The 15,434-nt window shown below is 74.8% G+C and carries 14 protein-coding genes; 9 read left to right on the plus strand and 5 right to left on the minus strand.

Features of this window, described 5'->3' with window-relative positions:
- The first annotated feature begins 10 nt into the window (after positions 1-10).
- From DER29_RS03015 to DER29_RS03025, 3 genes are all read left to right on the plus strand, one after another.
- Positions 11-271 carry a Prokaryotic metallothionein gene (locus DER29_RS03015; RefSeq protein WP_121395918.1) on the plus strand — a complete coding sequence of 87 codons (261 nt, stop codon included), beginning with the start codon at positions 11-13 and terminating at the stop codon, positions 269-271.
- A gap of 72 nt (positions 272-343) precedes the next feature.
- Positions 344-802, plus strand: coding sequence for a GNAT family N-acetyltransferase (locus DER29_RS03020; RefSeq protein WP_121395919.1), 459 nt, complete (start codon positions 344-346; stop codon positions 800-802).
- A 110-nt stretch (positions 803-912) separates the two neighbouring features.
- A complete protein-coding gene (locus tag DER29_RS03025; RefSeq protein WP_121395920.1) occupies positions 913-2,001 on the plus strand; it encodes a lytic polysaccharide monooxygenase in 1,089 nt (362 codons plus the stop codon).
- A gap of 136 nt (positions 2,002-2,137) precedes the next feature.
- Here DER29_RS03025 and hemQ read toward each other — a convergent pair whose 3' ends face one another.
- The 3 genes from hemQ to hemE are packed head-to-tail and all read right to left on the minus strand — an operon-like array spanning position 2,138 to position 5,348.
- Positions 2,138-2,839 (minus strand): hydrogen peroxide-dependent heme synthase, encoded by a 702-nt coding sequence (gene hemQ, locus DER29_RS03030; RefSeq protein WP_121395921.1) that lies wholly within the window; start codon positions 2,837-2,839, stop codon positions 2,138-2,140.
- Complete coding sequence (hemG, locus tag DER29_RS03035; RefSeq protein ID WP_121395922.1) at positions 2,836-4,245, minus strand: protoporphyrinogen oxidase; 1,410 nt, start codon at positions 4,243-4,245, stop codon at positions 2,836-2,838. Before hemG ends, hemQ begins: the two co-directional genes overlap by 4 nt.
- Positions 4,246-4,250: 5 nt before the next feature.
- Positions 4,251-5,348, minus strand: coding sequence for a uroporphyrinogen decarboxylase (hemE, locus tag DER29_RS03040; RefSeq protein ID WP_199729104.1), 1,098 nt, complete (start codon positions 5,346-5,348; stop codon positions 4,251-4,253).
- A gap of 184 nt (positions 5,349-5,532) precedes the next feature.
- Here hemE and DER29_RS03045 point away from each other — a divergent pair, with 184 nt between their 5' ends.
- Positions 5,533-6,105: a DUF3000 domain-containing protein gene (locus DER29_RS03045; protein ID WP_121395924.1), complete on the plus strand. Its 573-nt coding sequence runs from the start codon at positions 5,533-5,535 to the stop codon at positions 6,103-6,105.
- A 17-nt stretch (positions 6,106-6,122) separates the two neighbouring features.
- Here DER29_RS03045 and DER29_RS03050 read toward each other — a convergent pair whose 3' ends face one another.
- Both DER29_RS03050 and DER29_RS03055 read right to left on the minus strand, forming a co-directional pair.
- Positions 6,123-6,953 (minus strand): hypothetical protein, encoded by an 831-nt coding sequence (locus tag DER29_RS03050; protein ID WP_121395925.1) that lies wholly within the window; start codon positions 6,951-6,953, stop codon positions 6,123-6,125.
- Between the two features lie 74 nt (positions 6,954-7,027).
- The gene (locus DER29_RS03055) at positions 7,028-8,257 is read right to left on the minus strand and encodes a S1C family serine protease (protein ID WP_121398965.1); all 1,230 of its coding nucleotides are present in this window, start codon (positions 8,255-8,257) and stop codon (positions 7,028-7,030) included.
- 209 nt (positions 8,258-8,466) lie between these two features.
- Here DER29_RS03055 and DER29_RS03060 point away from each other — a divergent pair, with 209 nt between their 5' ends.
- From DER29_RS03060 to DER29_RS03080, 5 genes are all read left to right on the plus strand, one after another.
- Complete coding sequence (locus DER29_RS03060; protein ID WP_121395926.1) at positions 8,467-9,795, plus strand: ribonuclease D; 1,329 nt, start codon at positions 8,467-8,469, stop codon at positions 9,793-9,795.
- Positions 9,796-9,950: 155 nt separating this feature from the next.
- Entirely contained in the window at positions 9,951-11,144 is a 1,194-nt protein-coding gene (locus DER29_RS03065) for a thiolase family protein (RefSeq protein WP_121395927.1), read from the plus strand.
- Positions 11,141-13,210, plus strand: a complete 2,070-nt coding sequence (locus DER29_RS03070) for a 3-hydroxyacyl-CoA dehydrogenase NAD-binding domain-containing protein (RefSeq protein WP_121395928.1) — start codon at positions 11,141-11,143, stop codon at positions 13,208-13,210. The genes DER29_RS03065 and DER29_RS03070 overlap by 4 nt, the downstream gene beginning before the upstream one ends.
- 159 nt (positions 13,211-13,369) lie before the next feature.
- Positions 13,370-14,449, plus strand: coding sequence for a hypothetical protein (locus DER29_RS33820; protein WP_148709971.1), 1,080 nt, complete (start codon positions 13,370-13,372; stop codon positions 14,447-14,449).
- 101 nt (positions 14,450-14,550) lie between these two features.
- Entirely contained in the window at positions 14,551-15,414 is an 864-nt protein-coding gene (locus tag DER29_RS03080; RefSeq protein ID WP_121395930.1) for a hypothetical protein, read from the plus strand.
- The last annotated feature ends 20 nt before the right edge of the window (positions 15,415-15,434 follow it).

The raw sequence follows: 15,434 nt of genomic DNA on the forward strand, positions 1-15,434 counted from the left end.
GGGTTCTGTCGTGGCGACGTGCGAGGTCTGCGGTAACGACTACTGGATGGCGTTCGAGGTGCGGACCGTCAGCGGCGACGTGCACACCTTCGACTGCTTCGAGTGCGCCGCGCACAAGCTGGCGCCGATCTGCGAGCACTGCGAGGTCAAGATCGTCGGGCACGGGGTGGAGGTGTCCGGCCGCTTCTTCTGCTGCGCGCACTGCGCCCGCGCGGAGGAGGGCACCCGGGGCGCCGAGATCCGCGACGCGGTCGGCGCCCGCCCCGCCTGAGGCCGGCCACCGGACCGGACGCTCGGCGGGGCGACGGCCGGCGGGCCGACGGGCGCGGCCTACCATCGCGGAGTGCCGCAGACCCCCGTGACCAGGACCGCCTCGTTCGCCGACCTCGACGCCCGCACCTTCCACGACCTGCTCCGGCTCCGGATCGACGTGTTCGTGGTGGAGCAGGCGTGCCCGTACCCGGAACTCGACGGGCGCGACGTCGAGCCCGGCACCCGGCACCTCTGGCTCGACGACGGCGGCGCGCCCCTGGCGTACCTGCGGATCCTCGCCGACCCGGGCGGCGTGGCGCGGATCGGTCGGGTGGTGGTGGCGCCGAAGGCGCGCGGCGGCGGGCACGCGGGCCGGCTGATGGCAGCGGCGCTGGAGCTGGTCGGCGACCGCCCCTGCGTGCTGGAGGCCCAGTCCCACCTGGTCGGCCTCTACGGCCGCCACGGCTTCGCCGTCGCCGGCGCGGAGTACGTCGAGGACGGCATCCCGCACACCCCGATGCGCCGGGAAGGCATTGACGGAAGCCGATAAATGTGGCAGCCTCCGGGCAGAGCCGTCGCGGAAGCCACGCAGCGCGCACGGGAGGGGCAACTCCCGGGCCGTCCGGGCGTCGTCGTCCGACCTCTCCCCCCGGGGGCTCCATGTCCACTCAACTTCGATCTTCCCGCCTGGCATGGCTGCTCGCCGTCACGGCGACCGCCGTGCTGCTGCTGACCACGGCCCTGGCCAACCCCGTGTCGGCGCACGGCTCCGTGGTGGACCCGGCGTCACGCAACTACGGCTGCTGGCAGCGCTGGGGCAGCGACTTCCAGAATCCCCGGATGGCCACCGAGGACCCGATGTGCTGGCAGGCCTGGCAGGCCAACCCCAACGCCATGTGGAACTGGAACGGCCTGTTCCGCGAGGGCGTCGCCGGCAACCACCAGGCCGCCATCCCGAACGGCCAGCTCTGCTCCGGCGGCCGGACCGAGGGCGGTCGCTACAACGCCCTCGACACGGTCGGCGCCTGGAAGACCGCCCCGGTCTCCAGCAACTTCCGGGTCCGCCTGTACGACCAGGCCAGTCACGGCGCGGACTACATCCGGGTGTACGTGACGAAGCAGGGCTTCGACGCGCTCACCGAGCCGCTGGGCTGGGACGACCTGGAACTGGTCGGCCAGATCGGCAACACCCCGGCGTCGGGGTGGAAGCCGGAGCCCACCGGCGTGTCCATCGAGATCCCGGCGAACGCGCCGGGGCGGACCGGGCGGCACGTCGTCTACACCATCTGGCAGGCCAGCCACCTGGACCAGTCGTACTACCTGTGCAGCGACGTCGACTTCTCCGGCGGGCCGACCAACCCGCCGCCGACGACGCCGCCGCCGACCACTCCCCCGCCCACCACGCCGCCGCCGACGACCCCGCCGCCCACGACCCCGCCGCCGGCCGGGGCCTGCACGGCGACGTACCGGGTGACCGGGCAGTGGACCGGCGGGTTCCAGGGCGAGGTGACCGTGACCGCCGGTGGTGGGGCCGTCAAGGGCTGGTCCGTGACCTGGACCTACGCCAACGGTCAGCAGGTCACGTCGGCGTGGAACGCGACCGTGACCACCAGCGGCACGCGGGTCGTCGCCCGCAACGCGGAGCACAACGGGTCGCTGGCCCCCGGGGCGAGCACCACGTTCGGCTTCCTCGGCTCGTGGTCCGGCACCAACAGCGCGCCGACACCCACCTGCACGACCGTGGTCTGATCCGCACCGGAACCCCGGCCGGGGTCGCGTCCCACTCCCTCCGGGGCGCGCCCCCGGCCGGCCCGCGCCTCGGCACCGTCAGGTGACTGTCGAGCTGCCCCACCGGTGGGACCACCACCGGGCGGGCGGCCGGGCGTCAGACGAGACAGTTGACGATGTCGGCGACCGAACGGCGACGACCGGTGTAGAACGGGATCTCCTCCCGGACGTGCCGGCGGGCGCCGGAGGCCCGCAGGTCACGCATCAGGTCGACGATGCGGTGCAGCTCGTCGGCCTCGAACGCGAGCATCCACTCGTAGTCGCCGAGCGCGAACGAGGCGACCGTGTTGGCCCGCACGTCCGGGTAGCCGCGGGCCATCTTGCCGTGCTCGGCGAGCAGCTCGCGCCGCTCGGCGTCCGGCAGCAGGTACCACTCGTAGGAGCGGACGAACGGGTAGACGCAGACGTAGGAGCGGGCCTCCTCGCCGGCCAGGAACGCCGGGATGTGGCTCTTGTTGAACTCCGCCGGCCGGTGCAGCGCCATCTGCGACCAGACCGGGGTGAGCGCCCGGCCCAGCGTGGTGCGGCGGAACCGCAGGTACGCGTCCTGGAGGTCGTCGCTGGAGGCGGAGTGCCACCAGATCATCAGGTCGGCGTCGGCGCGCAGCCCCGAGACGTCGTACGTGCCGCGGACGACCACGTCCTTGCCGGCCAGCTCCGCGAAGAGCGCCTCGACCTCGCCGGTGACGTTCTCGCGCAGCGACGGCAGCGGGCTGGTGGCCCGGTACACCGACCACATCGTGTAGCGGATGCTGTCGTTGAGCTCCCGCAGCCGGGCCGCGTTGGTCTGCTCGGTCATGTCCCCGATCCTCCCAGTGCTGTGATGATCTCCTCGGCCGCCGTCTCGCCGGAGCGGACGCAGACCGGGATGCCGACCCCGTCGTACCCTGCGCCGGCCAGGACCAGCGTCGGATGGCTCGCCCGCAGGGCCGCCCGCGCGGCGGACACCCGGTCGGCGTGACCCGGGGTGTACTGCGGCAGCGACCCGCCCCAGCGCTGCACGTGGCCGGCGACCGGTGCGGGCAGCGGCACGCCGAGCACCGCCGACAGTTCCCGGTGCACGGTGGCAGCCAGGTCCTCGTCGGTGCGCTGCACCTGCCGTTCCTCGCCGTAGCGGCCCACGGAGGCGCGGACGAGCGCCAGCCCGTCGGTCCGGCGCAGGTGACCCCACTTGGTGGTGAAGAAGGTCGACGCCTTGATCAGCAGGCCCTCGGTGCTCGGCACCAGGAAGCCCGACAGCTCCGGCAGCTCCGGCTCGGGCAGCGCCAGGGTGACCAGCGCGACGCTGGCGTAGTCCAGTCCGCCGACGCCCTCGGCCACCTGCGGGGCCGGGCCGGCGAGCAGCCGGGCCGCCGGGCGGGCCGGCACGGCCAGCACCACGGCGTCGACGTCGACCGACTCCGGATCCCGGGTGGGTCCGACGGTCAGCCGCCACCCGGCCCCGGCCGGGGTCAGCTCCCGGACCGCCGCGCCCCGCCGGATCGTCGCCCCGCTGGCCGCCGCCGCGGCCTCGACCAGCGTGCTGAGCCCGCCGGCCAGGGTGCCGAAGACCGGCGCCCCCGGCGCGCGGGGGGCCGCGGCCTGCGCGGCGCGCACCGCGCCCACCAGGGTGTGCTCCACCCGGGCGGCCCGGGCCAGCGCGGGCATGGTGGTGGTCAGGGAGAGGTCGTCGGCCCGGCCGGCGTAGACGCCGCCGAGCATCGGGTCGACCAGCCGGTCGACCACCTCGTCGCCGAACCGGGCCCGGACCAGCGCGCCGACGGAGACGTCGTCGTCCGTGCCGAGCAGCGGACGGCCGGCGTCGACGTCGGCGTCCGCCGCCGGCCGCGCGACCGTGGCCACCCGCTCCAGGTCCCCGGGTACGCCGACCAGCGTGCCGCCCGGGATCGGGCGCAGCCCCCCGTCGACGACCAGCGCGGCCTGCCCGACGGTGGGGTGCACGATCCGCTCGCCCAGGCCGAGCCGGCGGACCAGGGCCACGGCGGCGGACTCGCCCCCGGCCGGGTCGCGCATCAGGAACGACTCGGCGCCGAACTCCACCGCCGAGCCGGCCAGCTCCCCGGTGCGCAGCTTGCCGCCGAGCGCGCCGGACTGCTCGTACACCGTGATCCCGGTGCCGGCGGGGGCGCGGTCGCGCAACCGGACCGCGGCGGCCAGCCCGGCGATCCCGCCGCCGACCACCGCCACCCGCCACGGCGCCCGCATGCCGCTCAGCCCCGGTCGGCCGGCTGGGCGGACAGCTCGTGCACCAGGGCCACCACCCGGGTCAGCACGTCGGGGTCGGTCTCCGGCAGCACGCCGTGCCCCAGGTTGAACACGTGCCCGGGCGCGGCCCGGCCCTGCTCCAGGATCCGCCGCACCTCGCCCTCGACCACCGGCCACGGCGCGAACAGCACGCACGGGTCGAGGTTGCCCTGCACCGCCCGGTCCGGCCCGATCCGCCGGGTCGCCGCGTCCAGCGGCGTACGCCAGTCGACGCCGACCACGTCGGCGCCGGCCTCGCCCATCGCGCCGAGCAGCTCGCCGGTGCCCACCCCGAAGTGGATCCGGGGCACGCCCGCGTCGGCCAGCCCGGCCAGCACGCCCGCCGAGTGCGGCAGCACGAAGCGGCGGTAGTCGGCCTCCGACAGCGCACCGGCCCACGAGTCGAAGAGCTGCACCGCGGACACCCCGGCGGCCACCTGGACCCGCAGGAACGCGAGCGTCACCTCGGCCAGCCGGCCGCAGAGCGCGTGCCACAGCTCCGGCTGGCCGTACATCATCGCCTTGGTCTTCGCGTGGGTCCGCGACGGGCCACCCTCGACCAGGTAGCTGGCCAGGGTGAACGGCGCGCCGGCGAAGCCGATCAGCGGGGTGTCGCCCAGCTCGGCGACGAGCATCCGGACCGCCTCGTCGACGTAGGAGACGTCGTCGCGGGTGATCGGCCGGATGCGTTCCACGTCGGTCAGGGTGCGTACGGGCTCGGCGACCACCGGGCCGGTGCCGGGCACGATGTCCAGGTCCACCCCGGCGGCGGCGACCGGCACCACGATGTCGCTGAACAGGATCGCGGCGTCCACCCCGTGCCGGCGTACCGGCTGGAGGGTGATCTCGGTGACCAGGTCGGGGCGGCGGCAGGACTCCAGCATCGCCACGTTGGCCCGGATCTCGCGGTACTCCGGCAGCGACCGGCCGGCCTGGCGCATGAACCAGACGGGGGTGTGCGGGCCGGGCTGGCGCCGGCAGGCCCGGACGAAGGGCGAGTCGGCCGGTCCGCCGGGGCGGGGGTCTTCGTCTCGGGCGTCGGCGCCCGTCGTCGTGGTGGTCATCGCGGCCATCGTGCCACGGGGGACGCGGGCGGCAGCGGGCAGCGCCGCCTTTTGTGACGCCGGTCGGCCCGGCGAAAGGCGGGCGCCCGCGGGGCGTCCTCCGGGGCAGTGGCACGGCCGCCGCGTGGCCCGGCATCGGCGCGCCTCTCGGGCGGGCGGCTGGCCGGCGGCATAGGCTGCCGGCATGGCCCCCCCGATCGCGCTCCCGGAGACCTTCGCCCGCGCGGTCTCCGGGCTGCGGTCCGCGGCGCCCCGGTCGGAGATCGTGCTGGAGGAGGTCGGCGCGCCGCAGCGGCTCGCCCCGTACGCCTTCGCGCTCTCCGCCACCGTCCTGCGCGACGGCGAGGAGGTGGCCTCCGGGCGGCTGATCCTGCTGCACGACCCGGCCGGCCACGAGGCGTGGCAGGGCACCCTGCGGCTGGTCACCTACGTGACGGCGGAGCTGGAGGTCGACCTGGCCGCCGACCCGCTGCTGCCCGGGGTGGGCTGGACGTGGCTGACCGACGCGCTGGAGGCGCAGGACGCGGAGCACCGGGCGATCGGCGGCACCATCACCCAGACCATGTCGACCCGGTTCGGTGACCTGGCCGGGCCGCCCGCCGCCGCCGACATCGAGATCCGCGCCTCCTGGACGCCGGTCGACGACGACCTCGCCCCGCACCTGCTGGCCTGGTGCGCGCTGCTGGCCTCGACCGCCGGGCTTCCCCCGCCCGGGGTGACCGCGCTGCCGGAGCGTCGCCCCGCCGGCGCGGCCTGACCCCGCGACGGGTCACCTCACAGGTACTTCTCGGCCTCGTTGCAGACCTTGTCCATGCCCTGGATGGCCTTGTCGTAGGCCGCCTTGTTGCCGTTCGCCGCCGCCGCGAGGGCGGTGGTGAGCTTGTCGAGGCAGCTGGCGATGACCTTCTTCTGCCGGGCCTGCTCGTCCCGGTCGTTACGGGTGCCGGTGAGGTCCTGCTCGGTGTCGCCGAGCTTGTCCCGGACCGCCTGGAGGTCGGTCTTGAGCTTCTCGATCTCCTTGCCGTTCGCCGCGATGGTGCCGTCGCGCTGGCTGACCTCGCTGGCCATCTTCTTCTCGGTCCGGTCCAGCTCGTTGGTGGTCGACACGAACAGGCCGGTCATCACCCCGCCCAGGACGAAGAGGAGCCCGGCCACGACGGCCAGGATCAGCACCTTGTGGCTCTTGCCGGGGCCGCCCGGCGCGGGGGCGCCGAAGGGCGGGGCGGAGCCGGGCGGGGCGGACAACGGCTGCCCGTACGCCGGCCCGGAGGCCGGGGGCACGGACATCGGCTGCCCGAAGGCCGGCCCGCCGGAAACCTGGCCGGCGTGCGGCGACGCGCTGCCGGGGGCGTAGCCGGGCGACGCGCTGCCCGGGGTGTAGCCGGGCGACGCCGGCGGGGCGGACTGGGGGTAGCCGCCGGACGGGGCCGGGTTGTACTGCTGCGGCGCCGGGGAGTACTGCTGGCCGGCGTCCGGCTGTTCGGGCGTGTACGGGCGCGCGCTGCCGTAGGTGGTGCCGTGCGGGGCGCCGCCCGACGGCGGCTGACCGGGCGCGGCCGGCGGGTACGGCGGGTAGCCCTCCGGCCCGGTCGGTGGCTGGGACATGTCGTTCTTCCTCCACGTGTACTGGTCCGCGCGGCATGCTCCGCCGGGCCGAGGGGGGTTGGGCGCTGACGGGGTCAGCAGATCTTGAAACCGTCGCAGGCGACCTTGATCGGTACGGCGAGACCGATCCCCTCGGCGTTGCGGGCCTTGGCGGTGGCGATGCCGACGACCTGCTTGCTGCCGTTGATGACCGGGCCGCCCGAGTTGCCGGGGTTGATCGGGGCGTCGAACTGGATGACCGGGCCCTCGCCGCCGCCGGCCTCGCGGAAGGCGCTCACCACGCCGGTGGTGACGCTGTCCTCCAGGCCGAGCGGCGCGCCGACGACCACGATCTGCTGCCCGGACTTCACGGCGGCGGGCGCGGCGACCAGGCCGGTGAACTTGCCGTTGGTCCGCAGGTGGGCGACGTCGTTGGCCTCGTCGACGCGCACGATGGTCGCCGGGAAGCGCTGGTCGGTGCGCTCCAGGAAGACCTCCCGCTCGCCGGTCTGCCAGAGCGCGTCCACGACGTGGTAGTTGGTGAACAGGTTGGTGCCCCCGCCCGCGGCCGGCTTGCCGATCGCGAACGCGGTGCCGGTGGAGTTGCCGGCCCGGACCCGGAACACGCTGGGCAGCACGGCGCTGGCCACGGCCTCCGGGTTGAACGCGGCGCCGGCCTGCTTCTCCAGCGCCCCCGCCCGGGACTCCAGGCCGTCGAGTCGAGTGCCGTCGGCCGCCTGCGCCGCCGCCATCCTGCTGTCGGTGTCGCCCAGCCGGTTCGAGAGCCGGTTGATCTGGTACGCCTGCACGCCCGTCACGACGGCCAGCAGGCCGGCGAGCACTAGCGCGGTGATGGTGAGCCCGCGCCCCTTCGTCGCCGGGGCGGGCCCGGCGGGGTACGGCTGGCCCGGTCCGGCGCCCTGCGGGTGGCCGTGGGCGGGCGGCTGGCCGGGGACGCCCGGCGGCGTCGAGCCGGACGCGGGGGGCCAGCCGGGCCCCGGGGTGGCACCGGGCGGCGGCGTCGACGGGCCCGGGGCGGTGGACGGCGCGCCGCCGTGCCCCCAGCCGCCGGCGGCGGGCGTGGCGGCCGGGGCCGGCGCGTTGGCGGGGGCCGCGCCCCACTGGCCCGGCTGCGCCGGCGGCGACCAGGCGGGCCGGGGGGACGGGGCGGGCGCGGGCTGCCCGGGGGCGCCCGGCGGCAGGTAGGCGGAACCGGCCGGCTCGATCCGGGGCGGCAGTGGCCCGGGACGGGCCGTCCCCGGCGGGAACCCGCCGTCGCCCGGTCCCGCCGGGCCCCTGTCCGCCGACCCGTAGCCAGCAGTCATGATCGCCTTGCCCTCCCCGTAGACGCCCCGCTCCGTTCGCGGGACCCTGATGATGCCGTACCCGCGCAACGGCCCGATGGACCGTACCTGCGTCAACGGGCTTTGTCTTCCCCTATGTCCGGCCTCCGGAAGGACATCCGGCGGTCGCCCGGCGACACACACCGGACCGGCTTCACCCACCGCGTCGCGTCGCGCACTAGGGTTGTCAGGTGACCGACGAACCACCCCTGCGCCGTCGGCCCGCCGAAAGCCGTACGGGAAACGATGCGCACCACCCGCCGTCGGCCCGCCCGGAGCCGGAGGCCGCGGGGACCGAACCGACCGCCGACGGGCCCGTTCCGCTGACCGCCCCGCGCGAGGGCACACCCCAGCCGGCGGCCACGCCCGGCGAGCTGGCCGACGTCTTGGCCCGCTTCGCCGCAGGCACCGGCCCCGTCGCCCTCGACGCCGAGCGCGCCTCGGGCTACCGCTACAGCCAGCGGGCCTACCTGGTGCAGCTGCGCCGGGCCGGTTCCGGCACGGCGCTGATCGACCCGCTGCCGCTGCCCGACCTGAGCGCCCTCGACATGGTGATCGGCGAGGCCGAGTGGGTGCTGCACGCCGCCAGCCAGGACCTGCCCTGCCTGGCCGAGCTGGGTCTGCGCCCGCGCCGGCTGTTCGACACCGAACTGGCCGCCCGGCTGGCCGGATTCGAGCGGGTCGGCCTGGCCGCGCTGACCGAGCAGCTACTCGGCTACAGCCTGGAGAAGCACCACTCGGCGGCCGACTGGTCGAGCCGCCCGCTGCCGGAGTCCTGGCTGACCTACGCCGCGCTCGACGTGGAGATGCTGGTCGACCTGCGCGACGCGCTCGACGAGGAGCTGACCCGGCAGGGCAAGTCCGCGTGGGCGGCGGAGGAGTTCGCCGCGCTGGTCCGCACCGGCGCCCGGCCGCCGAAGGCGCGTGCGGAGCCGTGGCGCCGCACGTCCGGCATCCACCGGGTGCGCGGGGCGCGGGCCCAGGCCCGCGTCCGTTCCCTCTGGTACGCGCGGGACCAGATCGCCGCCCGGCGGGACGCCGCCCCGGGGCGGGTGCTGCCGGACTCGGCCATCGTCGCGGCGGCGGAGCTGGATCCGAAGGACGAGAAGACCCTGCTCACCCTGCCCGGCTTCGGTGGCCGCTCGGTGCGCCGGCTGGCCCGTACCTGGCTGGCCGCGCTCGACGACGCGCGGCAGCTGCCCGAGGACGCGCTGCCGGTCGCCCCGACGGTCGAGGGTCCTCCGCCGCCGCACCGCTGGGCGGAACGGGACCCGGTGGCGGCGGCCCGGCTGGCCCGCTGCCGGGAGGCGGTGGTCCGCATCGCCGGCGCGCACCAGCTGCCGCCGGAGAACCTGATCGCCCCCGACTCGATCCGCCGGCTGGCCTGGGTCCCTCCGGAGGAGGTCACGGAGGCGGCCGTCGCGGAGACCCTCCGGGGCTTCAACGCCCGCGAGTGGCAGATCACCCTGCTCCTTCCCGACCTCACGGAGGCCCTCACCGATCCAGCCCCCGCCCCCTGACCCGGCGGTGTGGGGTGGGCCACACGGGGGCGGGTGCCAGCGATGGTTACTGGCGAGTAGCATCCGGAGGAACACGCCCGTGCCGGCGACCTTCGTCCGGTCCGTAGTGCCGCCTGCCGGCGCCGAGGCCGGGTCAGGTCGAAGAGGAGGCTCAAGTGCCCCGTGAAGTTCGGGATGTCGTCTTCGTCGACGGCGTCCGTACCCCGTTCGGCAAGGCGGGTGGCATGTACGCCAACACCCGCGCCGACGACCTGGTGATCCGCTGCATCCGCGAGCTGCTGCGTCGTAACCCGCAGCTGCCGCCGGAGCGGGTCGAGGAGGTCGCCATCGCCGCCACCACCCAGATCGGCGACCAGGGCCTGACCATCGGCCGGACCGCCGCCCTGCTGGCGGGCCTGCCCAAGACCGTCCCCGGCTTCGCGATCGACCGGATGTGCGCCGGCGCCATGACCGCGGTGACCACCGTCGCCAGCGGCATCGCCATGGGCGCCTACGACGTCGCCATCGCCGGCGGTGTCGAGCACATGGGCCGCCACCCGATGGGCGAGGGCGTCGACCCCAACCCGCGGATCGTCGCCGAGAAGCTGGTCGACCCGTCCGCGCTGGTCATGGGCGCGACCGCGGAGAACCTGCACGACCGGGTCCCGCACATCACCAAGGAGCGCACCGACGCGTTCGCGCTCGCGTCGCAGCAGAAGACCGCCAAGGCGTACGCCAACGGCAAGCTCCAGGACGACCTGGTGTCCGTGGCGGTCCGCGACGAGGAGAACGCCTGGGGCATGGCCACGGTCGACGAGGCCCCCCGGGACACCTCGCTGGAGAAGCTCGCCACCCTGAAGACCCCGTTCCGCCCGCACGGCAAGGTCACCGCGGGCAACGCGGCCGGCCTGAACGACGGCGCCACCGCCAGCCTGCTCGCCTCCGAGGACGTCGCCCGCGAGCTGGGCCTGCCGGTCGCCATGCGGCTGGTGTCGTTCGGCTTCGTCGGCGTCGAGCCCGAGGTGATGGGCGTCGGCCCGATCCCGTCGACCGAGAAGGCGCTGCGCCTCGCCGGCCTGACCATCGACGACATCGGCCTGTTCGAGCTGAACGAGGCGTTCGCCGTGCAGGTGCTCGCCTTCCTCGACCACTTCGGCATCGCCGACGACGACCCGCGGGTCAACCCGTGGGGCGGCGCGATCGCCATCGGTCACCCGCTGGCCTCCTCGGGCGTCCGGCTGATGACCCAGCTGGCCCGGCAGTTCGCCGAGCACCCCGAGGTCCGCTACGGCGTCACCGCCATGTGCATCGGCATCGGCATGGGCGGCACGGTCATCTGGGAGAACCCGCACTGGGAGGGAGACAAGTGAGCGCGCTCGCCGCACCGAACGAGGTCGTCACCAGGGCGCTGCTGCGCCAGGTGAACGTACCGGGGCTGGACCGGCCGGCCGCCCTGATCACCCTGGACAACGGCTTCGACCACACCAAGCCCAACAGCTTCGGCCCGGGCGGCCTGACCAGCCTGGACGAGGCGATCACCGCCGCGCTGGCGGCCGACCCGGCCTTCGTCGCGGTCACCGGCAAGCCGTACGTCTTCTGCGTGGGCGCGGACATCACCAGCCTCCCGCAGCTCGCCGACCGCGAGCAGGCGCTGGAGATCGGGCGGCTCGGCCACCGGGTCTTCGCCCGGCTCAAGGACAGCGAGGTCCCGACCTTCGCCTTCGTCAACGGCGCGGCGATGGGCGGCGGCCTGGAGTTGGCGCTGCACTGCCACTACCGGACGCTCTCCGGCGGCGCGGCGGCGCTGGCGCTGCCCGAGGTCTTCCTCGGCCTGGTCCCCGGCTGGGGCGGCACCCAGCTGCTGCCGAACCTGATCGGCATCCCGGCGGCGACCCAGGTGATCATCCAGAACCCGCTCATGCAGAACAAGATGCTCAAGCCGAAGCAGGCCGCCGAGATGGGCATCGCGGACGTGCTGCTGGAGCCGGCGGACTTCCTGGAGCGGTCCCTGGAGTGGGCCGCCGGCGTCGTCCGGGGCGAGGTCACCGTGACCCGGCCCGAGGTCGACAAGGACATGTGGGCGGGCGTGCTCTACTTCGCCCGGCAGACCCTCGATGCGCGGCTGCACGGCGCGGTTCCGGCCGCGTACAAGGCGCTGGACCTGCTGGAGACCGCGAAGGACGCCGACTTCGCCACCGGCACCGCCGCCGAGGACGAGGCCCTCGCCGACCTGGTCTTCTCCGAGGAGCTGCGCAGCGGCCTCTACGCGTTCGACCTGGCGCAGCGGCGGGCCAAGCGCCCGGCCGGCGCGCCGGACAAGGGGCTGGCCCGCACGGTCACCAAGGTGGGCATCGTCGGCGCCGGCCTGATGGCCAGCCAGCTCGCCCTGCTCTTCGCCCGCCGCCTCCAGGTGCCGGTCGTCATGACCGACCTGGACCAGGCCCGGGTGGACAAGGGCGTCGGCTACGTGCACACCCAGATCGAGAAGGCCGTCAGCAAGGGCCGCATGGACAAGGGCACGGCCGCCAAGCTGTACGGCCTGGTCAGCGGCTCGGTCGACAAGGGCGTCTTCGCCGACGCCGACTTCGTCATCGAGGCCGTCTTCGAGGACCTGGCCGTCAAGAAGCAGGTCTGGGCCGAGCTGGAGAAGATCGTCAAGCCGGAGGCAGTGCTGGCGACCAACACCTCCAGCCTGTCGATCACGGCGATGGCCGAGGAGCTGGAGCACCCCGAGCGGGTGGTCGGCTTCCACTTCTTCAACCCCGTCGCGGTGCTGCCGCTGCTGGAGATCGTCCGGGGCGAGCGGACGGACGACGCCACGCTCGCCACCGCGTTCGCGGTCGGCAAGCAGCTGAAGAAGTCCTCCGTGCTGGTCTCCGACGCCCCGGCGTTCGTGGTCAACCGGCTGCTCACCCGCTTCCTCGGCACCGTCTTCGCCGCCGTCGACGCGGGCACCCCGCTGGACGTGGCCAACAGCGCGCTGGACCCGCTGGGCCTGCCGATGCGCCCGCTCGCCCTGCTCCAGCTCGTCGGGCCGGCCGTCGCGTACCACGTGGGCGGCACCCTGCACGCCGCGTTCCCGGACCGCTTCGGCGTCAGCGAGAACCTCAAGCGGATCGCCGACTCCGGGCAGCCGATCGTCGTCGACGACCAGATCAACGACGAGGTGGCCAAGCTGCTCGTGGTCGGCGACCGGCCGCTCACCGCCGAGCAGGTGCGCCAGAACGCGCTCGACGCGCTGGCGCAGGAGATCCGGCTCATGCTCGACGAGGGCGTCGTCGCCGAGGCGCAGGACATCGACCTGTGCATGATCCTCGGTGCGGGCTGGCCGTTCCACCTGGGCGGCATCACGCCGTACCTGGACCGGACCGGCACCTCGGAGCGGGTCACCGGCCGGCGGTTCCTGCCGCACGGGGTGGCCAGCCTGCCCGCCTGATCCACACCGCCCCCCGCGTTCGCGGTGGTTGCCCCGTCCAGCTTGGATGGAGGTGGCCACCGCGTTCGTCGTTGCGGCCGATACGGTCGGGGTCGGGACAGCGGTACCGTGCCGTGGCTGGCTACGATCACCCGTTCGCACCCTCGCCTGGAGCTGATCATGTCCCAACCGCCGGTCGATCCCTGGTCCGGGCAGCCGGAGCACGACACGCACTACGACTTCCCCCCGCCGCGGCCGGACGGCTACCCGGCACCGCCCGCCGACGGCTGGGGAACTCCGGCGGGCGGGCAGCCCCCGGCAGGCGGCGGCTGGCCCACCACGCCGCACCCCGGCCCCCAGCAGGCCCAGCCTTACCCCGGCCCCACGTCGGCTCAGCCGTATCCCGGGCCGACTTCGGCCCAGCCGTACCCCGGGCCGACTTCGGCTCAGCCGCACCCCGGGCCCACGTCGGGCCAGCCGTACCCCACCCAGCCCTACGGCGGCTATCCCGTCACGCCGCAGGGCGGGTTCCCCACCAGCCCGTACGCCGGCTACCCGCCGTCCCCTGCCGGCGCGGGCCGGCCGGCGAGGCCCCACCAGCTGGTGCTGACCCTGGGCCTGGTCGGGCTGCTGGTGCTCTGCCTCGGCGGGGGCGGCATCGCCTACCTCGCCTACGAAGGCGACCAGGGCGCCGACCCTCGGCCCACCCCGACCGCGTCCCCGACCGGGGCGGCGTCGAGCGCCACGCCGAGCGCCCCCACGTCGTCCGAGCCCGCCCCGTCGCCGGAGTCCAGCGACGCCCCGCAGATCCGGGTCGTCACGCCGGAGAGCCTCGGCGGCCGCACGAAGAGCACCGAGCCGACCCTGCGCAAGGCCGCCGACGACATGGTCCGCGAGCTGCGGTCCTCGGTGCGCGGCGAGACCGGCGTCGCCGGCGCCTTCTACGGCAGCGCGGAGGAGCGGAACATGGTCATGGTGATCGCCGCCTCCTCCTTCGTGCTCAACCCGGAAGGGGAGCTCGACGACGCGTTCAAGGGCATCTCGAAGGATCTGGCGGTCAAGCGGCTGACCGCGATCGCCCCCGGACCGCAGGGCGGCCTGGCCAAGTGCGGCGACGGCGAGTCCGCCGGCGTGCCGCTGGGCGTCTGCGCGTGGGCCGACCACGGCAGCGTCGGGCTCATCGTGATGTTCTTCTCCTCGTCGGCAGCCGCGGCGGCGGAGTTCGTCGCCATCCGCGGCCAGATCGAGCAGAAGTACTGACCGGCATCCGTCCGGTGCGCGCCGCCGCCCACAGTGGACGCGGGGCGTCGGGCGGGGCCGCACGGACCACCAATCCCCTCGCGCAGACCCGGAGCTGACCGATGTCCTACCCACCCGCCAACTCATACCCGCCGCCGGACGGCGGGGGCGGTCCGTACGGCTCGTACCCGCCCCAGCAACCCGGCGGGTACGGGCCACCGCCCCAGGCCGGCGGGTACGACCCGCTGCCCCCGCAGCCAGGCGGGTACGGACCGCCGCAGCAATCGGGCGCGTATGGACCGCCGCCGCAATCCGGCGGGTACCCGCCGCAGGCCGGTGGGTTCGCCCAGCCGCCGTCCGGGGGCGTTGCGGGGGCGCCCTACGGCGGCCCGCCGGTCGCGCGGAAGTCGAACGCCGGCAAGATAGTGCTGATCTCGCTCGCCGTGGTGCTGGTGCTCTGCCTGGGCGGCGCGGCGATCGTCGCCTTCGCCGTCAAGGACGAGGTCAAGGAGACCGTCGACGCCACCCGGATCCGGGTCGTCGCCCCGGCGACCCTCGCCGGGCGGCCCAAGGCGACCGACCCGGCCCTCCAGGCCGGCGCCCGGCAGCTCGAGGCGGAACTCAACAAGACGATCCCCGAGGCGAGCAGCACCGTCGGCGGGTTCTACGGCACCCTCGCCGACAAGGACCTCGTGATGATCGCCGCCGCGTCCGGCTTGAACCCGAACCCGGCCAGGACGCTCGAGGACACCATCAGGGGCGCGCGCACCAGCGACGTGCGGCTGGGCGAGATGAGCTCCGTGGACCCGGGCCCGCTCGGCGGCGAGGCCAAGTGCGGCGACGCCAAGGCGCAGGACGTGCCGCTCGGCGTCTGCGTGTGGAGCGACAAGGGCAGCGTCGGCATGGTCATCATCTACTTCAAGACGGGCCAGCAGGCCCACGCCGAGTTCGCAACCATCCGGGGGCAGGTCGAGCAGAAGTCCTGACCCGTACGGCAGCGGCGGGG

This window comes from Micromonospora sp. M71_S20, from assembly GCF_003664255.1.
Classification (GTDB): domain Bacteria; phylum Actinomycetota; class Actinomycetes; order Mycobacteriales; family Micromonosporaceae; genus Micromonospora.